This is a genomic window from Streptomyces sp. HmicA12 (assembly GCF_000373565.1).
Lineage (GTDB): Bacteria > Actinomycetota > Actinomycetes > Streptomycetales > Streptomycetaceae > Streptomyces.
In genome coordinates, this window is sequence record NZ_KB891808.1 from 13459 (window position 1) to 37199 (window position 23741).

Genomic DNA, 23741 nt, shown 5'->3' on the forward strand with positions numbered 1-23741 from the left:
CCAACAGGCCCCGAGCGGCGCTCAGTTGGAGCGCCGCAGCGCGGGCAGGTCGGCGCACAGGGCGTCCGGGAAGGCGGGCTCGACGCGGTGCACGTCGGTACAGCCCGCCTTCGTTCCGCGCGCGACCGGGTCCCAGCCCGACTTCTCGGCACGGAAGAACCAGCGGTCGCCGAGGCTCGCCCCGCAGCCCGGTCCCGCGCCTTCCGGGCAGGCCGGGCCCATGCGCGAGGAGACGTCGAACACCAGCCACTTCCCGTCGCAGTGCTCGGTGCCGCGGGAGGTGTGGTTCGGCACGTCGAGCGCGGCCACCGCCTGGTCGTAGGAGGCGGGGGTGCAGCCGGTGGGGGCCGGGTGGCAGCCGAGTTCGCCGCACGGGCGCAGGTCGGGGGCCTCGGCGCCGTCGGCGGTGAAGTCCGTGAAGTTGTCGACGTTGAGGACCCGGTGCCCCAGAGGCTCGGGCAGCCGCACCTTCACGGTGACCGTCTTCGTCCTCGTGCAGCCGGAACTGCGGTCGCCGGAGGGCGAGTTGTAGCTGACCTGTACCCACACGGTCCGCTCCGACGTGCTGGTGACCGCCGCCCTGAGATCGCGTACGCACGGACGCGGGCCGTCGGGCACCTCGGCGTCGAGGCTCAGCGTGCGCCGGTCGTCGGCGAGACGGGCGGCGGTGACACCGATGGGGCCGGCGAGGGTCCAGCGGAGGGGAGTGGCCGTCGAGTTGGGACCGGTGCCCGCCTTCTGGGTGCCGCAGGCGCCGAGGAGCAGCACGGCCACCGCGCACAGCAGAGCGGCGACGGAGGGTATGACGGGTCTGCCGGACGACTTCATGTGCGGCAATATAGGCCGCACATGAAGCCGCGCGTGGTTCAGGCCGGGCGCAGCCACACCGTCGCGAGCGGCGGCAGGGTCAGGCGCAGGCTCGCCGGGCGGCCGTGGGCCGGGACGTCGTCCGGCTTCACCGGCCCCGGGTTCGTGACGTCGCTGCCGCCGTACCGCGCGCTGTCGGTGTTGAGCACCTCGTGCCAGGCCGGTGCGTCGTCGGGCACCCCGAGCCGGTAGTCGTGCCGCACCACCGGCGAGAAGTGGGACACCGCGAGCAGCGGGGAGCCGTCGGCGGCGTGCCGCAGGAAGGCGAAGACGTTGTCCTCCGCCGCGTCACCGGCCACCCACGCGAACCCCGCCGGGTCGGTGTCCCGCTCCCACAGCGCGGGCGCCTCGCGGTAGACGTGGTTCAGATCCCGTACGAGATCACGCACTCCGCGATGGTCGGCCTCGGCCCCGTACGCCGGGTCCAGCAGCCACCAGTCCGGGCCGTGCGCCTCGGACCACTCGGCACCCTGGGCGAACTCCTGCCCCATGAAGAGGAGTTGCTTGCCCGGGTGGGCCCACATGAAGCCCAGGTAGGCGCGGTGCGTGGCGCGCTGCTGCCACCAGTCGCCGGGCATCTTGGAGACGAGGGACCGCTTGCCGTGCACCACCTCGTCGTGGGAGATGGGCAGGACGTAGTTCTCGCTGTACGCGTACACCATCGAGAACGTCATGTCGTTGTGGTGGTACTTGCGGTGGACCGGCTCGTGCTGCACGTACTCCAGCGAGTCGTGCATCCAGCCCATGTTCCACTTCAGCCCGAAGCCGAGGCCGCCGAAGCCGCCCGGTCCGATGTGGTGGGTGGCGCGGGTGACGCCGTCCCAGGCGGTCGACTCCTCGGCGATGGTGACGACGCCGGGGACACGGCGGTACAGGGTGGCGTTCATCTCCTGGAGGAAGTCGACGGCGTCGAGGTTCTCGCGGCCGCCGAACTGGTTCGGCGTCCACTGCCCCTCCTCGCGCGAGTAGTCGAGGTAGAGCATGGAGGCGACGGCGTCGACCCGCAGCCCGTCGATGTGGAACTCCTCGCACCAGTAAAGGGCGTTCGCCACCAGGAAGTTGCGGACCTCCTTGCGGCCGTAGTCGAACTCCAGCGTGCCCCAGTCGGGGTGCGCGGAGCGCAGCGGGTCCTCGTGCTCGTACAGCGGACGGCCGTCGAACTCCGCCAACGCCCAGTCGTCGCGCGGGAAATGGGCCGGAACCCAGTCCATCAGCACCCCGACGCCCGCCTGATGGAGCGCGTCGATCAGGTACTTGAAGTCGTCGGGGGTGCCGAGGCGGGCCGTGGGGGCGTAGAAGCCGGTGACCTGGTAGCCCCAGGAGCCGCCGAAGGGATGTTCGGCCACGGGCAGCAGCTCTACGTGCGTGAAGCCCATCTCCGTGACGTACTCGGGGAGTTGCTCGGCCAGCTGGCGGTAGGTGAGGCCGGGGCGCCAGGACGCGAGGTGGAGCTCGTAGACCGAGAAGGGGGCCTCGTGCGCGGGGTGTGCGCCGCGGTTCTCCAGCCACTCCTCGTCGTGCCAGGTGTGGTGCGAGGCGTGGATGACGGAGGAGTTGGCCGGGGGCGTCTCCGTGCGGGTGGCCAGCGGATCGGCCCGCATCGTCTTGCTGCCGTCCGGCCGGGTGATCTCGAACTTGTACAGCTCGCCCTCGCCGATGCCCGGGACGAACAGCTCCCAGATGCCGGACGAGCCCAGCGAACGCAGGGTGTGGGCCGCGCCGTCCCAGTAGTTGAAGGAGCCGACGACGCGGACGCCGCGCGCGTTCGGGGCCCAGACCGTGAAGCGGGTGCCCTCGATCCCCTGGTGGGTCATGGGGCGGGCGCCCAGCGCGGTCCACAGCTGCTCGTGGCGGCCCTCGGCGAACAGGTGCAGGTCGAGGTCGCCGAGGGCGGGCAGCAGGGAGTACGCGTCCGCGACCGTCTGGACCGTGTCGCCGTACGTGATCTCCAGCTCGTACTCGGGCGGGACCTCGCGGAGCTGGAACAGGGCCGAGAAGAACCCGTCGCCGTCGTCGTGGAGCTCGGCGTGCAGGCCCTGCGGGGTGCGGACGGCGACCTTCCGGGCGTAGGGCCGCCAGGCGCGGAACGCGATGCCGCCGTGGGTGGGGTGGGCGCCGAGCACTCCGTGGGGGTTGTGGTGGGTGCCGGCACGGAGGCGGTTCCTGTCGTCCGGGGGGACCGGGGCCGATGACGGAGCTTCGGTGGGGCGGCGGGTCACGGGGGGCGCCTCCTTGGGGCCTTTTCTTCTTCCGGGTTGCGGTGTCGGTGGCGGGTGCGGGTCTCGTCGTGGCTGGTCGCGCGGTTCCTCGCGCCCCTCTTCGCCTTCTCGTCTGCCGGGTCGCCGCTTCGTGGGCGGGTGCGGGTCGGGTCCGGTTGCTGGCGCCGTTCCCCGCGCCCCTAGCGGTGCGCCTCCTCCGCGAGCCCGGACAGGGCCGCCATCGGGACCGGGAGCCAGTCGGGGCGGTGGCGGGCCTCGTACAGGGCCTCGTAGATCGCCTTGTCCGTCTCGTACGCGCGCAGCAGGACCGGGTCGGCGCGCGGGTCGCGGCCCGTCACCTCCGCGTAGCCCGTGCAGTACGCGGCCCGGCAGGACATCGACCAGTCCGGCCTCCAGGGGCGGTGCGAGCGGGCCGCGTAGTCGAAGGAACGGAGCATGCCCGCGATGTCCCGGTGCGGGGGGTGCGGCAGGCGGCGCTCGGCGAGGGGGCGGGACGGTTCGCCCTCGAAGTCGATCAGCTGCCAGGTGCCGTCCGGCTCGCGCAGGCACTGGCCGAGGTGCAGGTCACCGTGGACGCGCTGGGCCTGCCAGGTGTGCCCGTCGGCGGCCAGGTCGCGCAGCGCGTCGAACGAGGTGCGCAGCGCGGGGACGTACGGGAGCAGGGCCGGGACCTGCTGGGCCGTGGTCTCCAGGCGGCGCGTCATCGCCGCGGTCAGCTGCTCCGTCTGGGCGCGGGTGTACGTGACCGTCGGCAGGGCGTGCGCGAGGGCGCGGTGCACCTCGGCCGTGGCCCGCCCCAACTCCCGTGCCTCCGCGGCGAATTCCTCCCGTTTGCCGAGGTGATCGAGGGCCAGGTCCCAGCCGTCGGCCGCGCCCTTGAGGTACGGCTGGAGCACGCCGAGGGTGGTGGTCTCGGTGCCGTTGTCGGTGTGGCCCGTCTCGAACCAGGCGACCGGCGCCGGCACCCGCTCACTGCCCTCGCGGGCCAGCGCGAGGGGGAGTTCGAGGTCGGGGTTGGTGCCGGGGACGACCCGGCGGAAGAACTTCGCGATCAGCCGGTCGCCGTACACGACCGAGGAGTTGGACTGTTCGGCCCGCAGCGGACGCGGGATCAGGCCCCGCGGGACATGGCCGTGCGGGCCGCGGTGGAATCGGAGGGCGCCGAGGGCGCCGGGTATCCGGAGCCGTTCGAGCAGGACCGACGCCTGACGCGGGTCCTGGAGCGCCTCGTAGGCGGTGCGGCCGGCCAGTGGGCCGCGGGTGATCGGGCCGATCGCGGCGGAGCCGATGTACCCCGGCAGCAACTCCGCGGTTCCGATGAGGAGTTGGTAGCACTCGCCCGGACCCTCCTCGTCGGCGGGCGGCTGGTGCGCGCGCAGCAGCAGGTGCAACAGGGCCGCGCGGGGCAGGAGTTCGGTGACGGAGTCGAGAGTGAAGCCGGTGACGGGCCGGCCCTTGCCCGCGAACCAGCGCTGGCGCGGCAGCCATTCGCGCAGCAGCGGCTCCAGGGACAGGAGCAGTTCGAATCGGTCCTCCGCGCCGACGGCGGAGGTGCTGGCGGCAGCGGCGGGCCGGGCTGCGGCTTCCGACATGGCGTCGCGTCCTTTCCCCGGGCCGGGAACGCTCGACGACGGTGTACGCGGTCCCGGGTGCCGAGATGCTGTCCTGAGCTGACCAGAGGGGGACGTGCCGAGTGTGCGTGAGCAATGGTGCGCGATCCGTGGCGCGGGTCGGGACGGTGCGCGGCGGCGCCGGTCCCGCACGGTATTGGGGGAGAGTGCCCAAGGGGAGGGGACGGAAACCGGGATTGGCGTGTTCTTGGCTCTTCGCCGGCCGGACGGCGCACCGGCACCGGAACGGACGTCCCGGCGCCGGCCCGCCCGTGCTCTACGCCCCGGCCGGCCCTGAGCCCCGCTGCTCCTACGAGCCTTCGCTCTTGCGCAGCCGGAACCAGTAGAACCCGTGCCCCGCCAGGGTGAGCAGGTAGGGCAGTTCCCCGATCGCCGGGAACCGCACCCCGCCGATCAGCTCCACCGGATGGCGTCCGTTGAACATCTGCAGGTCCAGCTCGGTCGGCTGGGCGAAGCGCGAGAAGTTGTGGACGCACAGGACCAGGTCGTCCTTGTACTCGCGGAGGAACGCGATCACCGCGGGGTTCGAGGACGAGAGTTCCGTGTACGAGCCGAGGCCGAACGCCGGGTTCTGCTTACGGATCTCGATCATCCGGCGCGTCCAGTGGAGCAGGGACGACGGGGAGGACATCGAGGCTTCGACGTTCGTGACCTGGTACCCGTAGACGGGGTCCATGATCGTGGGCAGGAACAGACGGCCCGGATCGCTGGAGGAGAAGCCGGCGTTGCGGTCCGGCGTCCACTGCATCGGGGTGCGGACCGCGTCGCGGTCGCCGAGCCAGATGTTGTCGCCCATCCCGATCTCGTCGCCGTAGTAGAGGATCGGCGAGCCGGGGAGGGACAGGAGCAACGCCGTGAAGAGCTCGATCTGGTTGCGGTCGTTGTCCAGGAGCGGGGCCAGACGCCGGCGGATGCCGATGTTGGCCCGCATGCGCGGGTCCTTTGCGTACTCCGCGTACATGTAGTCGCGTTCCTCGTCCGTGACCATCTCGAGCGTCAGCTCGTCGTGGTTGCGCAGGAAGATGCCCCACTGGCAGCCCGAGGGGATGGCCGGGGTCTTGGCCAGGATCTCGGAGACCGGGTAGCGGGACTCCCTGCGGACCGCCATGAAGATGCGTGGCATCACCGGGAAGTGGAACGCCATGTGGCACTCGTCGCCGCCGGTGCGGAAGTCGCCGAAGTAGTCGACGACGTCCTCCGGCCACTGGTTGGCCTCGGCGAGGATCACCACGTCGGGGTACTGGGCGTCGATCTCCTTGCGGACCCGCTTGAGGAACTCGTGCGTCGCCGGAAGGTTTTCGCAGTTGGTGCCCTCCTCGGCGTACAGGTAGGGCACCGCGTCGAGGCGGAAGCCGTCGATGCCCAGGTCGAGCCAGAAGCGCAGGGCCGCGAGGATCTCCTCCTGGACCGCCGGGTTCTCGTAGTTGAGGTCCGGCTGGTGGGAGAAGAAGCGGTGCCAGAAGTACTGCTTGCGGACCGGGTCGAAGGTCCAGTTGGAGGCTTCGGTGTCCACGAAGATGATCCGGGCGTCCTGGTACTGCTTGTCGTCGTCGGCCCAGACGTAGTAGTCGCCGTACGGTCCCTCGGGGTCGGAGCGGGACTGCTGGAACCACTCGTGCTGGTCGCTCGTGTGGTTCATGACGAAGTCGATGATCACGCGCATGCCGCGCTGGTGTGCGGCGTCGACGAACTCGACGAAGTCGGCCAGGTCGCCGAACTCCGGGAGGACCGACGTGTAGTCCGAGACGTCGTAACCGCCGTCCCGGAGAGGTGACTTGAAGAAGGGTGGCAGCCAGAGGCAGTCCACTCCCAGCCACTGGAGGTAGTCCAGTTTCGCCGTGATGCCCTTGAGGTCTCCGACGCCGTCGCCGTTGCTGTCCTGGAAGGAGCGGACCAGGACCTCGTAGAAGACGGCGCGCTTGAACCAATCCGGGTCCCGGTCCTTCTGCGGGGTGTCCTCGAAAGTGTCCGGGACGGGCTCATTCATGATCATGGTGTGGGTGACCCTCCGAATTCCTCTTCCAGAGAATTCATCGCGGCGTGGACGGTCGCAGGACGGTGAGGATGTGCGCGGGCGAACGGCCCGGCTCTAGGCGCACGTAGTTCGTCCTGCCCCAGTGATAGGTGTCGCCGGCGAGCTCGTCGCGTACCGACAGGGACTCGTGCCAGCCGAGGCCCAGTTGTGGCATGTCCAACGAGACCGTCGCCTCCTGGGTGTGGTGCGGGTCGAGGTTCACGACCACCAGAACCGTGTTCGATCCGGACGGGTCCTCCGCGGTCTTCGAGTACACGATCACCTCGTCCTTGTCGGCGTGGTGGAAGTGCACGTCGCGCAGCTGCCGCAGCGCGGGGCTGCGGCGCCGGATGTCGTTGAGCGCGGTGAGGAGCGGAGCGATCGTCCGCCCTTCGCGCGCCGCCGACTCCCAGTCCCGGGGCCGTAGTTGGTACTTCTCCGAGTCCAGATACTCCTCGCTACCGGGACGTAGCGGAGTGTTTTCGCACAGCTCGTATCCGCTGTAGACGCCCCAGGACGGAGCGAGGGTCGCGGCGAGCACCGCGCGCAGCTCGAACGCGGGGCGGCCGCCGTGCTGGAGGAACTCGTGCAGGATGTCGGGGGTGTTGGCGAAGAAGTTCGGCCGCATGAAGGATGCCGACTCACCCGCCAACTCCTCGACGTACTCGGTGAGTTCCTGCTTCGTGTTGCGCCAGGTGAAGTACGTGTACGACTGCTGGAAGCCGGTCTGCGCGAGGGCGTGCATCATCGCCGGGCGGGTGAACGCCTCCGCCAGGAAGATGACATCGGGGTCGCTCCGGTTGATGTCCGCGATGACGTGTTCCCAGAAGGCGACCGGTTTGGTGTGCGGATTGTCCACCCGGAAAATGCGTACGCCCTGATCCATCCAGTGGCGTAGGACGCGTGTCGTCTCCGCGATCAGACCGGGCAGGTCCGCGTCGAAGGCGATCGGATAGATGTCCTGGTACTTCTTCGGCGGGTTCTCGGCGTACGCGATCGTGCCGTCGGGCCGGTGGTGGAACCACTCCGGGTACTTGTCCACCCAGGGGTGGTCGGGGGAGCACTGGAGCGCGAAGTCGAGAGCCACCTCCAGGTTCAACTCCCGTGCGCGGTCCACGAACGCGCGGAAGTCCTCCAGCGTGCCCAGGTCCGGGTGGATCGCGTCGTGGCCGCCCTCGGGGGAGCCGATCGCCCACGGGACGCCCACATCGTCAGGGCCTGGGGAGAGGGAGTTGTTGGGGCCCTTGCGGTACGTGGTGCCGATGGGGTGGATCGGCGGCAGGTACACGACGTCGAAGCCCATGTCCGCGACGGCCGGGAGGCGGAGCGCGGCCGTGGCGAAGGTGCCGCTCACGGGCGGCTTGCCCGGTTCGACGACCGCGCCCTCGGAGCGCGGGAAGAACTCGTACCAGGAGCCGTACAGCGCCCGCTCGCGCTCCACGAGGAGCGGCAACCGCGCGCCGGATGTGACCAGTTCGCGCAGCGGGTACCGGGCGAGGATCTCGTCCACGTCCGGGGTGAGGGCGGCGGCCAGCCGGGCCGCGGCCGGGCGGGCGGTGTCGCGCAGCGCGTCGGCGGCCGCGAGGACCGGGGGGCGCTGCCGCTCGGGTACGCCCTCGGCGGCGCGCTCGTACAGCAACACGCCCTCCTCCAGCACGAGTTCGGTGTCGATGCCCGCCGGGACCTTGATCTGGGCCGTGTGCCGCCAGGTCGTCACCGGGTCGCCCCACGCCTCCACCCAGAACGTCCAGGTGCCGGGCGCGTCCGCCGTGACCCGGGCGCCCCAGCGGTCGGTGCCGGGGGCGAGTTCACGCATCGGCGCCCAGGCGCCCTCCTGGCCGTCGGGGCCGCGCAGCACGACATCGGCGGCGACCGCGTCATGGCCCTCGCGGAAGACGGTGGCCGTGACCCAGAAGGTCTCGCCGACCACGGACTTGGCGGGAAGGGTGCCGTCGGCGATCCGGGGCCGGACGTCGCGGACCGGGATACGTCCGGTGGTGACCTGAATCGGGGACGGGGCCTTTCGGGGAGTGGGCCGGGTCTTGGCCGGCGTCGGCTTCTTCGCCGCCACCGTCTTCTTCGCTGTGGCGGGCTCCTTTGCCGCGACGGCCTTCTTCGCTGTGTCGGCCTTCTTCGTCGCACCGGCCCTTCTCGCTGTGACCGCCTTCTTGGTCGCGGCCGTCTTGCTGGTGACGGCTTTCCTCGTGGCGGCTGCCGTGGTCCCGGTGGATGCCTTCTTCTCGGGCCCGGCCGGCTGCTCGGCCGGGCCCGGGGCGGTGCTGGTCGCGTCGGGTATCGGTTCGGGGGTCTGGGCCCCATCAGGCCGCGCCGCTGGGCCGTTGGCCGCAGCGGGCGCGATCTTCTTCTGAGGGGGCGTGCGTTTGGCGGGCATGACCGCTCCTGTCCGCGGAGGATTCGGGGGGTTGCGGAGACACACTTCGGGGAGAGGGTCGTGCGGGGTACCGGAGGAGCCTTCCACGGTCGCAGGGCGGGCAATCCGGTGCTTTGTTAACTACTCGCGCGTAAGGGCACACACAAGGCCGGTCCCGCCAGGCGCAGCGGGACCGGTCCATGAATTCACCTTTCGGTTAAGGGTTGTTGACCTGAAGCAGTTTGTTCGGTGAGCCGAGTCCCGCGCCGGTCACCTTCCCCGGCACGGCCCGGTCGGCGAGTGCCTTGCCGACGTCCGCGGGCGTGGCCCACGCATGATCGGCGAGATACAGCGCGGCCGCGCCCGCGGCGTGCGGCGACGCCATGGACGTACCGGAGAACGTGGCTTTCCCGGTGTCGCTCGCGTACGACGCCGAAGTGATGCCGACGCCGGGGGCGAACAGGTCGAGTCGGGTACCCCAGTTCGAGAAACTCGCACGTGCGTCTTTCTGGTCGGTCGCGCCGACCGTGATCGCCTGCTTGACGCGGGCGGGGGAGTACAGCTCGGCGGGCATTCCGTCGTTGCCCGCCGCGATCGTGTACGTCACCCCGGACGCGATGGAGTTGCGTACGGCGGCGTCGAGTTGGGCATTGGCGTAGCCGCCCAGGCTCATGTTGGCGACGGCCGGCTTCGCGGCGTGCTTGGTCACCCAGTCGATGCCCGCGATGACCTGGGCCGTGGTGCCGGAGCCCGTGTCGTCGAGGACCCGCACGGCGACCACATTCGCACGTTTGGCGACGCCGTACCGCTCGCCCGCGACGGTTCCGGCCACGTGGGTGCCGTGACCGTTGCCGTCCTGGGCGACCGCGTCGTTGTCGACGAAGTCCCAGCCGGAACGGGCCCGCCCGCCGAAGTCCTGGTGCGTGGTGCGGATGCCCGTGTCGATGACGTACACGGTCACGCCCGCGCCCGCCGACTCCGGCCAGGTGTAGGACTTGTCGAGCGGAAGGCCGTTCTGGTCGACGCGGTCCAGGCCCCAGGACGGCGGGTTCTTCTGGGTGTGATCGAAGGTGACCTCGGTGTCCTGCACGACGGAGGACACCTCCGGGTCGGCCGCGAGCCGCTCGGCCTGTGCCTCGTCGACCTTCACCGCGTACCCGTTGAGCGCTTCGCTGTAGGTGTGGCGTATTTTCGCCCCGTATTTCTCGGCGAGGTCCTTGCCCGCCCTGGACGGGGCCTCGGTTCCCCCCTCCCCGCCCTTCAGAGTGACGATGTAGCTGCCCGCCACGGCGCCGGGCTCCCCGGCGCCGAGTATCCGCCCCTGTGCGGGGGCGGCCTGCGCAGGCAGCGTGATGGCCGAAAGCGCTGCGGCCGTGGCGAGCACGGTGAGTCCACCGACCCACCGGGACTGCCTCGTCCGCGTCACTGGCACGGTCACTGCCATAAGTGAGTTCCCCTCCTCAACTCGGCGCAGTAGCACGCCAGTTGGCAGCCTCTCGTGTGGTGTGAAGCGCCACAAGGTCGTACGAGGGGGCGGAATCGGCCATATCGCCCGTGGAGGTGCCGTGAGGGTTGCGGCGAAAACCGGCCGGATCAGGGCGGCGGGGCCGCCGCGCCCGGCAGGCGCAGCGCGGCCTCGGTCCCGGCCGGGTCGGCGGGGCGCAGGGCGACGGAACCGCCCGAGCGCTGCACGGTCTGCGCCACGATGGAGAGGCCGAGACCGCTGCCCGGCAGCGCGCGGGCCGCGGGTGAGCGCCAGAACCGGTCGAAGACGTGCGGGAGTTCGTCCGCCGGGATGCCGGGGCCCTCGTCGCGCACGGTGAGCTCACCGGAGTCGAGACGGACCCGGACCGTGCCGTCGGCGGGGGAGAACTTCACGGCGTTGTCGAGCAGGTTCAGCACGGCCCGCTCCAGTGCGGCGGGGTCGGAGAGGACGTACCACGCGTCGAGTTCCGTGGTGAAGTCCAGGCCGGTGCCGCGGCGCCGGGCGCGTTCCAGGGCGCGGCCCACCACCTCGTGGAACGCGACGACCTGGAGGGGTGCGTCGGCCGCGGTGCGGTCGGGCCGGGACAGTTCCTGAAGGTCGCCGATGAGCCCGGCGAGTTCCCCGATCTGGGCGGTGACCGAGTCGATGAGGTCCTTCTTGGCCGCGGCCGGGATGGCGCGGCCGGTGCGCTCACTGCGGGCCAGCAGTTCGATGTTGGTCCGTAGCGAGGTGAGCGGGGTGCGCAGCTCGTGCCCGGCGTCGGCGATCAGCCGCTGCTGGCGGTCGCGCGAGCTGGACAGGGCCTCCGTCATGGCGTTGAACGACTGGGACAGGCGGGCGATCTCGTCGTGCCCGTGGGCCGGGATGCGGACGGTGAGGTCCTCGGTGCGGGCGATGTGTTCCGCCGTCGCCGTGAGCCGCTCGACGGGGCGCAGCCCGGCCCGCGCGATGCCGAACCCCGCGGTGGCGGCGGCCAGGACACCGAGCCCGGCGACGCCGAGCAGCAGGAACGCGAGGTTGCGCAAGGGTGCGTCGACGGTGTCGCGGGGCTGGGCGATGGAGACGGCGTATCCGCGCGGCATCATGCGGGCCGGGGACGTGGCGACCCGCATGGCCCTGCCGTCCTCGTCGGCCGCGTCGTGCAGCGCCCCCGGCCGCAGCCCCCGGGCGACCGCGAGATCCCCGGCGGTGACCTTGATGGGGGTGGTGCCCGGCTGCGCGCAGACCGTGCCGTCTCCGGTGATGACCTGGATCGTGTACGGCGACGGCGCCTGGTCCCGGCCGTCGGGCAGCGCGGGGCTGACGCCGCAGGAGGCGAGCAGCCCCTCCACGAACCCCGGAGGGGCCGACACGCTCCGCAGGTTGGAGTCCAGCTGCCGGCCCAGCTGCTGGCCCGTGAACGCCCACGCCGCCACCGACGCGGCGCTCACGGCGACGGCGACCGCGACCGCCGCGAGGAGCCCGAGCCGGGCCCGCAGCGACAGGCTCCGCATCCGGCCGCTCAACCGCCGCACTCCATGGCGCGTCCCCCTGACACTCATGCCGAGAGTGTGTGGCCCGAATATGAGAATGAGGTGAGCGGTGCGGCTGCGGCAGGATGGCGCCATGGCGATCCTTCACCGCACCACTCTGAAGCCCACCAAGCTCGAACTCCTCACCTCCTGGCTGCCGAAGCAGTCCTGGTACGAGGGCGCGGGCACCCCGGAACTCACCAAGGCAGGCGGCTTCCGGCTCGACGACCCCGCCGGGCAGGTCGGCATCGAGTTCCTCGCCACCACCGACACCTCGGGCCCCGAGCCGGTGACGTACCACGTGCCGATGACCTACCGCGGCGCCCCGCTGCCGGACGCCGACGACGCGCTCGTCGGAACCCTCGTGCACGGCGTCCTCGGCGAGCGATGGGTGTACGACGGCGCACAGGACCCGCTGCTCATCGGCGAGTTGGCGGCGCTCCTCAAGGGCGAGGTGCCCGCGCACGCGCAGAGCATCGACGGCGAACTCGACCCGACCGTGCACGCCACCGTGGCGGGCGCCGAGGGGCGGCCCGAGATCGTGCGCGTACTGGAGCCGGGCTCCACCGCCACCAGTGGGGTCACCGCCGAGTGGGCCCTGGGCGACGGGAGCCGGGTGCGCGGCGTCTTCGCTGTCGTGCGAGGTGACTGACTCCCTCGTGCCGCGGCGGCGCGTGACGCGAGGGGCCCGGAAAGCTTGGCGGGATGTCGGATTTCACCGGGGCGGCCGGGTCTGACATCGTGGCAGCGTCGACGGCGGTCACCGTCGGTCGACGGACTGTGACGCCGAGTGGGGGAGAAGCAAGGGTGACTGGACGGATGCGAGCAAGGACGACCCGAGGAGTCGACGGGCGCCCGAGGACGACGGCCGGGTGGCGACGGCGGATCGGCATCGCCGCCGCCGCGCTCCTGTCCACGGCCGGCGCGCTGGCCGCCACCGTCGCGCCCGCCCAGGCCTACAGTCCCAACCCCACGGTCGGCACGTACTACCGGGACACCGGCACCTGCCCGTGCAGCGGCGGCACGCTCACCGACCCGTTCGACAACACGTACTTCGCGTACGACCCGGGCGGCTACGCCGTCAAGCTGGAGCTGAACCAGAGCGGTTCGTTCGTCGGGAAGGTGGAGTTCCACCCGAACGACGAGAAGCTGTGGGTCTACGACACGAAGAACGACGACGACACCTTCTACGTGCGGATCTCGTACACGTCGGGCGGCACCACCCACGACCTCGGCACGTACGCGGCGCCCGGCACCGACGCCGTCATGGACCACGTGACCAAGGACTTCGACATCCCCGAGGGCGCCGCGGTCGACCTCTCCGTCTACGACGACGCGGGACTCACCGACTACATCGGCGGGGCGCGGGGGACCGGCGCGGCCGTCGCCTGACGCCGTGAGACGCACCCGCCGTATCTCAAGTCCTCTCCCGCACCAACGTTTTCGGCCGCCTTCCACGTGGTCGGGGCGCGCCTGATCCGCGCGCCCTGCCATGCGCCGTGGCCCGGAGCATGACAGCGCACTACCTTGCTTCAGTGACTTCGGGCCGCACGACGACGTGCGCAGGCCCGGCCGCCCGCTGTGTCCCCTGCGTATGCGTCGAGGTGAGCACGTGAAGGCCATCCGTCGATTCACCGTTCGTCCGGTACTGCCCGAACCCCTGGCGCCCCTGCACGAGTTGGCGCGCAACCTGCGCTGGTCCTGGCATCCCGGAACCCGCGATCTGTTCGCGCTCGTCGACCCGGTCCGCTGGGCCGCGTCCGACGGCGACCCCATGCACCTGCTCGGCGGCGTCCCGCCCTCCCGGCTCGCCGAACTCGCCGCCGACGAAGCCTTCCTGGCCCGCCTCAGCGAGGTCGCCGACGACCTGCGCGGCTACCTCCAGGACGACCGCTGGTACCAGAACCAGAGCGCGGGCCAGGCCCGGCTTCCCGCCTCCATCGCCTACTTCTCGCCCGAGTTCGGCATCACCGCCGCCCTGCCGCAGTACTCCGGCGGCCTCGGCATCCTCGCCGGTGACCACCTCAAGGCCGCCAGCGACCTCGGCGTCCCGCTCGTCGGCGTCGGGCTGCTCTACCGGCACGGCTACTTCCGGCAGTCGCTGTCCCGGGACGGCTGGCAGCAGGAGACGTACCCGGTCACCGACCCGAACGAGCTGCCGCTGACCCTGTTGCGCGAGCCCGACGGCACCCCGGCGCACATATCGCTGGCCCTCCCCGGCGGCCGCAGCCTGCTCGCCCGGATCTGGCGGGCCCAGGTCGGCCGCGTGCCGCTGCTCCTGCTGGACTCCGACGTCGAGCAGAACGACGTCCACGAACGCGAGGTGACCGACCGGCTCTACGGCGGCGGCAGCGAGCACCGCCTCCTCCAGGAGATGCTGCTCGGCATCGGCGGGGTGCGCGCCGTGCGCACGTACTGCCGGATCACCGGGCACGCGCCGCCCGAGGTCTTCCACACCAACGAGGGCCACGCCGGCTTCCTCGGCGTCGAGCGCATCGCCGAACTCGCCGACCAGGGAATCGACTTCGACTCCGCGACCGAGGCCGTGCGGGCCGGCACCGTCTTCACCACGCACACCCCCGTCCCGGCCGGCATCGACCGCTTCGACCGCGAACTCGTCGCCCGGCACTTCGGCGCACAGGCCGAACTCCCGGCCGTGGACGTGGAGCGCATCCTCGGCCTCGGCATGGAGACGTACCCGGGCGGCGACCCGAACGTCTTCAACATGGCGGTCATGGGCCTGCGCCTCGCGGGCCGCGCCAACGGCGTCTCCACCCTGCACGGCTCGGTCAGCCGCGAGATGTTCTCCGGCCTGTGGCCGGGGTTCGACCCCGAGGAGGTCCCGATCACCTCGGTGACCAACGGCGTGCACGCGCCCACCTGGGTCGCCCCCGAGGTCTTCCGGCTCGGCGCGCGCCAGATCGGCGAGCGGCGCACCGAGGACGCCCTCTCCGTCGGCGGCTCGGACCGCTGGGACGCCGTCGGCGACATCCCGGACGGCGACATCTGGGAACTGCGCAGGTCGCTGCGGGCCCAGCTGGTCGACGAGGTGCGCCGGCGGCTCACCGCGTCCTGGCGTCAGCGCGGCGCCGGGTCCGCCGAACTGGGCTGGATCGACGGGGTGTTGGACCCGGACGTCCTGACCATCGGCTTCGCGCGCCGCGTCCCGTCCTACAAGCGCCTCACCCTCATGCTGCGCGACCCCGACCGTCTGATGCGGCTGCTCCTCGACGAGGAACGCCCGGTCCAGATCGTCGTCGCGGGCAAGGCGCACCCGGCCGACGACGGCGGCAAACGCCTCGTCCAGGAACTGGTCCGCTTCACCGACGACCCGCGCGTGCGCCACCGCATCGTCTTCCTGCCCGACTACGGCATGGCGATGGCGCAGAAGCTCTACCCCGGCTGCGACATCTGGCTCAACAATCCGCTGCGGCCCCTGGAGGCCTGCGGCACGTCCGGCATGAAGGCGGCGCTCAACGGCTGCCTCAACCTCTCGGTCCTGGACGGCTGGTGGGACGAGTGGTTCGAGCCGGACTTCGGCTGGGCGATCCCCACCGCCGACGGCACGGCCACCGACGAGGACCGCCGCGACGACCTGGAGGCGGCCGCGCTCTACGAACTCCTGGAGAACCGCGTGGCGCCGCGCTTCTACGAGCGCGGCCCCGAAGGACTGCCCGACCGCTGGATCGAGATGGTCCGCCAGACCCTGACCCACCTCGGCCCCAAGGTCCTGGCGGGCCGCATGGTCCGCGAGTACGTGGAGAAGCTGTACACGCCCGCCGCCCACGCCGACCGTTCCCTCACCCCGGACGCGGCGAGGGAGCTGGCCGGCTGGAAGTCCCGGGTCCGCGCCGCCTGGCCGCGGGTCGCCGTCGACCACGTGGAGGCCTCCACGGCGGCGGCCGAACTGGGCGCCACCCTCGCCCTCCATGTCCGCGTCGCCCTAGGCGAGTTGGGACCCGAGGACGTCGAGGTGCAGGCGGTCGCGGGCCGCGTCGACGCCGAGGACAGCATCGCCGAGGCGACGACGGTCCCGCTGAAACCGGTCTCGGGCCCCGACGAGGAGGGCCGCTGGTCCTACGAGGGCCCGCTCCCCCTCGACCGCACGGGCCCGTACGGCTACACGGTCCGCATCCTGCCCACGCACCGCCTCCTCGCGTCCCCGGCCGAGACGGGCCTGGTGACCGTGCCGTCGGAGGCCGTCGGCGAGGGCGCGGGGGTGCTGATGCGCTGACGCCATGAGTGAGGGGCGGCACCGGTCGGCGCCGCCCCTCGACTGCGAGAACTACGTCCTCGTACCGCTTACTTGACGTTCACGCCCGCCCAGGCGGCGTCGACCGCCTTGTACTCCGCCGAGTCGGCTCCGTACAGGTCCTTCGCCGCGCTCAGCGTGCCGGTGCGCGCCGCCGCGTAGTTGGTGCTCGACGTGAAGTACGTCGTCAGGGCCTTGAACCAGATCTGCTCCGCCTTGTCGCGGCCGATACCGGTGACCGTCGAGCCGTCGGAGGTCGGGGAGTCGTAGTCGACGCCGTTGATCGTCTTCTTGCCGCTGCCCTCGCTGAGCAGGTAGAAGAAGTGGTTCGCGATGCCGGACGAGTAGTGCACGTCGACGTTGCCCGCGCCGGTCTTCCAGGCGTCGAGCGAGGCGCCGTCCTTGCTCGGCTTGTCCATGTAGCGCAGCGGGGAGCCGTCGCCGTTGATGTCGATCTTCTCGCCGATGAGGTAGTCACCGGCGTCCTCGCTGTTGTTCGCGTAGAACTCGACCGAGGTGCCGAAGATGTCGGACGTGGCCTCGTTCAGGCCGCCGGACTCGCCGCTGTAGATCAGGCCCGCGGTCGCCGCCGTGACGCCGTGGCTCATCTCGTGGGCGGCCACGTCGAGGGCGGTGAGCGGGTTCTTGTTGCCCTCGCCGTCGCCGTACGTCATGCAGAAGCAGCTGTCGTCCCAGAACGCGTTGACGTACGCGTTGCCGTAGTGGACGCGGGAGTAGGCGCCCTTGCCGTCGCCGTTGATGCCGCTGCGGCCGAAGACCTCCTTGTAGAAGTCCCAGGTCTCCTGGGCGCCGTAGGCGGCGTCGACACCGGCGGTCGCGGGGTCGTTGACCGTGCCGTCGCCCCACTTGTCGTCGGCGTCGGTGAACAGCGTGCCCTTGCCGGACGAGCCGTTCTTCAGGTCGTACGTGGAGTGGCCGCCGCGGGTGCCGTCGGTCAGCGAGTACGACGAGCCCGACTGGGTCGTGCCGATCTCGACGCTGCCGCTGTACTCGGACTCGCCGGTGCCGGTCTTGATCTCGTCGAACTGGGTGATCTTCTTGCCGGTCGCGGCGTCCGTGACGACGTGCAGCCGGCTCGGCGTGCCGTCCTTCTTGGTGGACTTCACGACCTTCTCGTACGCGAGTCTCGGCGTGCCGGTGGCCGCCCAGACGATCTTGAGGGCGCCGGACGGGGCCGCCGTGAGCGAGGCGCCGGTGGTCGCGACGTCGATCGACTTCGACGTCGCCTTGGTCACGCCCTCGCGCTTGCCGGACTTCGACTCGTGGACGACCAGGTCGCCGCCGAGGACGGGCAGGCCGTCGTAGGTGCGCTCGTAGCGGGTGTGCGTGGTGCCGTCGCGGTCCTTCACGACGTCACGGACGATCAGCTTCTCCTTGGCGTCCAGCTTCAACTCGCGTGCCGTGTCCGCCGTTTCGGCGCTCGCGTCCTTGATGAGACCGGCGCGGGCCGAGGCGCTCAGAGCCAGTGGGGTGGCTCCGGGGGCGGACGGCTGGGCGGCGGCGCCCGTCGTGGTCAGGGCGCCGGTCAGCAGGGCGCCGGCGGCGACGGCGGTGGCGATGGACAGGGTGGTGCGACGGGATATGTGGGGAGTCACGAAGAAAGCTCCTTGAGTGATGTGGGGGGCGAGCTTTGCCGTGCGGGTCGTGCGGGAAAACTGTGGCAGTTGAACCACGGACCTGTCATGTACGCGATTGCAGGTTGGCCGGAATTCGTCCGTTGAGCGATGACTGACGCACGTATTGCGAACGGGTTGCGTCATTGCGGGAACGTGAACAGGCGCGCCGCACCGGGGAGTTGAACCACCGGTGCGGCGCGCCCAGTCGGGAGCGGTGGGGCCTACGGGAACGTCAGCTTGAAGCTGTTGATGTAGCCCGTGTCCTGCGCGCCGAGGTCCTGGACCTTGAGCTTCCAGGTGCCGTTGGCGGTCTCGGTGGAGGCGTTGACCGTGTACGTGGTCTGGATGTTCGGGGTCGGGTCGTAGACCGACGAGTGCAGCCGGTACGTCTTCCCGCTCGGGCCGACCAGGTCGACCTGGAGGTCACCGCTCCAGGTGTGCACGATGTCGACGCCGACCTTCAGCGTCGACGGCGCGTTTCCGCTGATGCCGGTGACGGCCAGCGACGAGGTCACGGCCGCGCCGGGGGAGTCGGGGATGTTCACGTTGGCGTCGTTCGTGAACGTCTTGCCGGTGCCCGGGTCGGTGCCGCCGGAGCGGGCGCCCACGTTGATCGCGGCGAACGCGTCCTGCACCGCCTTGTACTCGGTGGACGTCGTCCCGTACAGCTCACCGGCCGCCGCCAGCGCGCCGGTGCGGGCACCCGCGTAGTTGGTCGTCGACGTGAACTTCGTGGTCAGCGCCTTGAACCAGATCAGCGCGGCCTTGTCGCGGCCGATGCCGGTGACCGGAAGGCCGTCGGAGGTCGGCGAGTTGTAGGTGACACCGTTGATGGTCTTGGTGCCGCTGCCCTCGCTGAGCAGGTAGAAGAAGTGGTTCGCCGGGCCCGACGAGTAGTGCACGTCGACCGAGCCGATGCCGGAGTACCACGCGTCCTTGGACGCGCCGTCCTGGCTCGGCTTGTCCATGTAGCGCAGCGGGGTGCCGTTGCCGTTGATGTTGATCTTCTCGCCGACGAGGTAGTCGCCCACGTCGTTGGCGTTGCCCGCGTAGAACTCGACGGCCGCCGCGAAGATGTCGGAGGTCGCCTCGTTCAGGCCGCCCGACTCGCCGGAGTAGTTCAGGCCCGCGGTGTTGGAGGTGACGCCGTGCGTCATCTCGTGCGCGGCCACGTCGATGGACGTGAGCGGCTTGGTGTTGCCGCTGCCGTCGCCGTACGTCATGCAGAAGCAACTGTCGTCCCAGAACGCGTTGACGTACGCGTTGCCGTAGTGGACCCGGCTGTACGCGCCGACGCCGTCGCCGCGGATACCCGTGCGGCCCTGGACGTTCTTGTAGTAGTCCCAGGTCAGCGCCGCGCCGTAGTGCGCGTCGGCGGCGGCCGTCTCGGTGTTGGAGGCGGCGCCGTTGCCCCACACGTCGTCGGTCCCGGAGTACAGGGTGCCGGTGCCGGACGTGCCGCGGTTGAGGTTGTACGTCTTGTGGCCGCCGCGGGTCGTGTCGTTGAGGGTGTACGTCGACCCGGACTGGGACGTGCCGAGGGTGACCGTGCCGCTGTACTGGGTGTTGCCCGTACCGGTCTCGATCGCCTGCCACTCGTGCAGCTTCTTGCCGGTGGCCGCGTCGGTGATGACGTGCAGCTCGTTCGGGGTGCCGTCGTGCTGGAGTCCGCCGACCACCGTCTCGTACGCGAGGGTCGGCTGCCCCTTCGTCGCGCCCTGGCCCAGCCAGACCACCTTGCGCGGCGCCCGGTCGGCCTCGGTCTTCTTCGAACCGTCGGCCTTCGCGAGCTTCAGCGCCTGTGTCTCGGCGGTGGCCGCCTTCACGCCCGCCGTCGTCTCCACGCTCTTGAGCTGCGCCTTCGACGCCTTCGTGACGCCTTGCTCGGCACCGGACTTCGCGGTGTCGACGATCAGGTCGCCGCCGAGGACCGGGAGCCCGTCGTACGTCCGCTCGTACCGGGTGTGGGTCGTCCCGTCCTTGTCCTGAAGCACGTCACGGACGACGAGCTTCTCCTTGCTGCCGAGGCCCAGGTCCTTGGCGGTGCCGGCCTTGCCCGCGTTCGCCTCGCGCAGCAGCTCGGCGCGCTTGGCGGGGGAGAGTTTCACGGGCAGGGCGCCGGGGTCGGCGCCGCGCGCCGCGTTCGCGGTGACCTGGGACGCGGCCGCGCTCAGGTCACCGCCTCGGTCGGCGGACGCGGGGGCCGACTGGAAGGCGACGGCCAGGAGAGCGGTGACGGCTCCGACGGCGGCTGCTGCCGTGGCGCGGCGTCTGTGGGAGGTGGGAGTCGATCTCAACGCTGAACTCCTTCTGCATGGCCGCGGGTTGCGCGGCCAGTGGGGTACGGGCGGCGGGTGGCCGTCCGGGCAGAACGCAGTGCGAGCGGTGCGGGTGGAGTGCGTGACACGGCCGGGTGCCCCGTTGCTGTGGGGCAGTTGTGCGGCGGTCGAGGGGAAGAGTGGCAGCAGGAAGCGTTGCCTGTCAGGAGCGCGTCAGGAGGTTGGCCGGAAATGGTTCGCTGTGCGGGTGGGCGCGTTCGTTATGCGGAGGCGGTGGGGGGCGGTGATTTGCGATCCGGATGCTCTCGGGCGCGGGCCTTTTCAGCTGCGCGGACACGTCTGCCTGCCGCTCCGGCGCGTGCGGCTGCGGGTCGGGTGTGGCTGGTCGCGCAGTTCCCCGCGCCCCTGTCGGGGCTCGGGCCCTTCGCGATCGCGGCGGACTTCGGTGCGTGGGGCATCGCAGGCGCTGTCCTCGGGCATGGCCGGATTCGACCGCGTGAGTGGCTTCATGAGGTTGCAACACGCCCTCCACCTACGGCAGTTGACGTACTCCTACCGTCTCTTCCATGACGGTCACGCCGGACGCCCCCACTCAGGAACGCGACACACCCTTCGACACGCACTACCGCTTCCCCGCCGACCTGGACCGCGCCCACCTCGGTGCGCGCGGCACGGTCGCCGTGATCGGCGGCGGCGTCAGCGGCCTCGCGTGTGCCTACGAACTGACGCGGCGCGGCCTGGACGTGACCGTGTACGAGCGTGCCGACCGGCCCGGCGGCCGGGTCCGCACCCACCGCTTCTGGGACGGCACCCACGGCGAACTCGGCGCGATGCGGCTGCCCGCCAACCACCACACCACCCTCCACTACGTACGTGAGTTCGCCCTGCCCACGCGGCCGTTCGTGAACGCCTCGCCCGACACGCTGCTGCACCTGCGCGGCACCCGCCTGCGCGCCAGCGACGCCGACCGGGCCCCGGCCCTCTACGGACTTCAGGGAGCGGAGGACCGCGACCCGCGCGTCCTGCTCGACTCCCTTCTGCACGACATCTGGGACACCCTCACGCCCGAGCAGCACCGGGCCGTGCTCCGCGGGGACGTGGACGGCGACCCCGTCCTGGAGGAGCTGATGGCGCGCTCGCTGTGGCAGCACGCGCGGCAGCGGCTCACCCCGGCGGCCTGGGAACTCGTCGGCCAGGCCAGCGGACTCGCCCAGTACGAGCACGCCTGCCTGCTGGAGGTCCTGGTCGACTACTTCGGCCTGTTCCACGTCGCACAGCTCGAACTCGTCGGCGGCACGGACCAGTTGGTGTCCGCGTTCGTGCGGCGGCTGCCGCCGGGCACACTGCGGCTCGGCACCACCGTGGACCGGGTCCGCACCGAGCGGGACGGCGTACGGATCCTGGGACAGCGGTTCGGCGAACGGTTCGAGAAGCCGTACGACTGGGTGGTGTGCGCACTGCCCGCGCCCGCCCTGGACCGGGTCCGCTTCGAGCCCGCGCTGCCCGCCGCCCAGCAGGCCGCCATCCGCGGCATCCACTACGCCTCCAGCAGCAAGACCCTCGTCCACGTGGAGCGGCGGCTGTGGGAGCAGCGCGACGGCGTCTTCGGCGGCGGCAGCTTCACCGACCTTCCGGTGCAGCAGGTCTGGTACCCGTCCGACAACGCCGACGCCCGCGATCCGGACCGCTCGGCCGCGCCCGCCGTGCTCACCGGCGCCTACCAGTGGGAGTCCAGCGCCCGCCGGTTCGCCCTGCTGCCGGAGGCCGAACGCACCGCCCGGGTCCTGCAGTCCCTGGAGGAACTGCACCCCGGGATCAGCGACACCGTCGACGACGTCGTCCACTGGAGCTGGGACGCCCAGCTCGGCGGCGGCGCGTTCGCCTATCTCGCGCCGGGCCAGCACGGCCGCTACCTGGGAGCCCTCGGCGCCGCGCACCCGGCGCCCGCGCCCCGCGTCTTCTTCGCGGGCGAGCAGCTGTCGGTGGCGCACGCCTGGATCCAGGGCGCGCTGGAGTCGGCGCTGCACGCGGTGCGGGCCGTTCTCGAGCGGGCCGGTGCGCGGGTCGGCTGAGGCGGGAGCGGGAGCGGGAGCGGGCGTGGCCGGTGCGAGGGGAGCGGCCGCAGCGGCCGGCGTGGCCCGGTGGGCGCCGCCCGTCGTGGCGCTCGTCTGGGGCGCCAACTACACGGTGAACGCCTGGGGATTGAGGGAGTTCACGGTCGTCGGGTTCAACGCGGCCCGCTTCCTGCTCGCCGCGCCGCTGCTGCTCGCGGTGGCGCGGATCGCGGAGGGCGGGCTGCGGGTGCCCCGGGAACGGTGGCCGCGGCTGCTCCTGTCGTCCGCGGTCGGCATCGTCGGCTACCAGCTGGCGTTCTCGGCGGCGGTCCGGCTCACCGCCCCGGCCACCGCCGCGATCCTCGTCGCCCTCTCACCCTTCTTCGCCGCGGTGTTCGGACGGTGGGCGGGGGAGCGGTCGACCGTGCCCGCGGGACGCTTCCTGCGCGGCGGACTGCTCGCGTTCGCCGGGGTGACCCTCGTGGTCCTCGGCCGGGGCGGGGGCGGCGCCGCGTCCTGGCAGGGCGACGCCCTCGCGGTGACGGCGGCGGCGCTGTGGGGCTGGTATCCGGTGGTCACCCGGCCGTTGCTCACCGGGCACTCCGCACTGCGGATCACGGCCTGGACGTCCACGGTGGGCGCGGCCGTCCTGCTGCCGCTCGCCGCGCTCACGTCCTTCACCGTGCGCGGCACGGCCCCGGACGCCCTCTCGTGGTTCTCGCTCGCCTACTCGGTGCTGCTCGTCACCGTGGCCGGACTCGTCCTCTGGTACCGGGCCGTGCGGCGGGCGGGCTCGGCCGCGGTGATGCTCTGGATGTTCGCCGTGCCGCCGGCCGCCGCGCTCTTCGCCGCCGCGGTCGGCGCCGACTCCCTCACCTGGCCGCAAGCCGCCGGGACGGCCGTGATCCTGGCCGCCCTGGGCTACGTACACGCCCCCGCTCGCCCATCAACCCGTACGCACGAAAGGGCACTCCATGACCATCACCCTCGACCAGGCGGACACGATCGTGCGGGCCGGGCTCGCCTTCGCCCGTGACGAGAAGTTCGCGCCGCTGACCCTCGCCGTCCTCGACCCGGGCGGCACCCTCGTCGCGCTCGCCCGGCAGGACGGCTCGGGCCTGCTGCGCCCCGACGTCGCGGTCGCCAAGGCCTGGGGCGTGCTCGGGCTCGGCATCGACAACCGGGAGATCGCCCGACGGGCCACGGCCGCCCCGGCGTTCTTCGCCTCCGTGACCGCGCTCGCCGGGGGCCGGATCCTGGACGTGCCCGGCGGCGTGTTCGTCCGGGACGCGGAGGGGCGGCTGCTCGGCGCGGTCGGCGCCACGGGCGACACGTCGCTCAACGACGAACGGGCCGCGGTCGCCGGGATCGAGGCGGCGGGACTGATCCCGGTGACGGGCGAGTGAGCGCGGTCGCGCCG

Annotated in this window: 15 protein-coding genes; 6 read left to right on the top strand and 9 right to left on the bottom strand. The window is 71.5% G+C overall.

The window, feature by feature from the left end; translation table 11 throughout:
* Positions 1-21: 21 nt before the first annotated feature.
* The 7 genes from B072_RS0117220 to B072_RS0117255 all read right to left on the bottom strand — a co-directional run bounded on the left by B072_RS0117220 (position 22) and on the right by B072_RS0117255 (position 12129).
* Complete coding sequence (locus tag B072_RS0117220; protein ID WP_018531199.1) at positions 22-828, bottom strand: hypothetical protein; 807 nt, start codon at positions 826-828, stop codon at positions 22-24.
* Between the two features lie 38 nt (positions 829-866).
* Positions 867-3086, bottom strand: coding sequence for a 1,4-alpha-glucan branching enzyme (glgB, locus tag B072_RS0117225; RefSeq protein WP_018531200.1), 2220 nt, complete (start codon positions 3084-3086; stop codon positions 867-869).
* Between the two features lie 179 nt (positions 3087-3265).
* Positions 3266-4678: a maltokinase N-terminal cap-like domain-containing protein gene (locus tag B072_RS0117230; protein ID WP_018531201.1), complete on the bottom strand. Its 1413-nt coding sequence runs from the start codon at positions 4676-4678 to the stop codon at positions 3266-3268.
* Between the two features lie 328 nt (positions 4679-5006).
* On the bottom strand, positions 5007-6710 hold the full coding sequence (treS, locus tag B072_RS0117235) for a maltose alpha-D-glucosyltransferase (protein WP_018531202.1): 1704 nt from the start codon (positions 6708-6710) through the stop codon (positions 5007-5009).
* 37 nt (positions 6711-6747) lie between these two features.
* Positions 6748-9123 carry a maltotransferase domain-containing protein gene (locus B072_RS43355; protein WP_234018872.1) on the bottom strand — a complete coding sequence of 792 codons (2376 nt, stop codon included), beginning with the start codon at positions 9121-9123 and terminating at the stop codon, positions 6748-6750.
* A gap of 196 nt (positions 9124-9319) precedes the next feature.
* Positions 9320-10546: a S8 family peptidase gene (locus tag B072_RS0117250; protein ID WP_043244153.1), complete on the bottom strand. Its 1227-nt coding sequence runs from the start codon at positions 10544-10546 to the stop codon at positions 9320-9322.
* 149 nt (positions 10547-10695) lie between these two features.
* Positions 10696-12129 carry a sensor histidine kinase gene (locus B072_RS0117255; protein ID WP_051127214.1) on the bottom strand — a complete coding sequence of 478 codons (1434 nt, stop codon included), beginning with the start codon at positions 12127-12129 and terminating at the stop codon, positions 10696-10698.
* A 64-nt stretch (positions 12130-12193) separates the two neighbouring features.
* Between B072_RS0117255 and B072_RS0117260 the strand changes: the two genes are divergently transcribed.
* The 3 genes from B072_RS0117260 to glgP all read left to right on the top strand — a co-directional run bounded on the left by B072_RS0117260 (position 12194) and on the right by glgP (position 16333).
* The gene (locus B072_RS0117260) at positions 12194-12751 is read left to right on the top strand and encodes a maltokinase N-terminal cap-like domain-containing protein (RefSeq protein ID WP_026245947.1); all 558 of its coding nucleotides are present in this window, start codon (positions 12194-12196) and stop codon (positions 12749-12751) included.
* Positions 12752-12918: 167 nt separating this feature from the next.
* Complete coding sequence (locus tag B072_RS0117265) at positions 12919-13491, top strand: hypothetical protein (RefSeq protein WP_018531208.1); 573 nt, start codon at positions 12919-12921, stop codon at positions 13489-13491.
* Positions 13492-13711: 220 nt separating this feature from the next.
* Positions 13712-16333, top strand: coding sequence for an alpha-glucan family phosphorylase (gene glgP, locus B072_RS0117270; protein ID WP_018531209.1), 2622 nt, complete (start codon positions 13712-13714; stop codon positions 16331-16333).
* A 68-nt stretch (positions 16334-16401) separates the two neighbouring features.
* On the opposite strand, the gene B072_RS0117275 is transcribed toward glgP, so the two are convergent.
* Together B072_RS0117275 and B072_RS0117280 are read right to left on the bottom strand one after the other, a co-directional pair.
* Complete coding sequence (locus B072_RS0117275; protein WP_018531210.1) at positions 16402-17967, bottom strand: M4 family metallopeptidase; 1566 nt, start codon at positions 17965-17967, stop codon at positions 16402-16404.
* A gap of 242 nt (positions 17968-18209) precedes the next feature.
* Positions 18210-20285, bottom strand: a complete 2076-nt coding sequence (locus B072_RS0117280) for a M4 family metallopeptidase (RefSeq protein ID WP_018531211.1) — start codon at positions 20283-20285, stop codon at positions 18210-18212.
* Positions 20286-20833: 548 nt separating this feature from the next.
* Between B072_RS0117280 and B072_RS0117285 the strand changes: the two genes are divergently transcribed.
* Genes B072_RS0117285 through B072_RS0117295 form a run of 3 tightly spaced genes read left to right on the top strand, consistent with a single transcriptional unit; the run spans position 20834 to position 23727 of the window.
* Positions 20834-22339, top strand: a complete 1506-nt coding sequence (locus B072_RS0117285; protein WP_018531212.1) for a flavin monoamine oxidase family protein — start codon at positions 20834-20836, stop codon at positions 22337-22339.
* Positions 22340-22364: 25 nt separating this feature from the next.
* The gene (locus B072_RS0117290; RefSeq protein ID WP_158689199.1) at positions 22365-23357 is read left to right on the top strand and encodes a DMT family transporter; all 993 of its coding nucleotides are present in this window, start codon (positions 22365-22367) and stop codon (positions 23355-23357) included.
* Positions 23296-23727: a GlcG/HbpS family heme-binding protein gene (locus B072_RS0117295; RefSeq protein WP_018531214.1), complete on the top strand. Its 432-nt coding sequence runs from the start codon at positions 23296-23298 to the stop codon at positions 23725-23727. Before B072_RS0117290 ends, B072_RS0117295 begins: the two co-directional genes overlap by 62 nt.
* Positions 23728-23741: the final 14 nt, after the last annotated feature.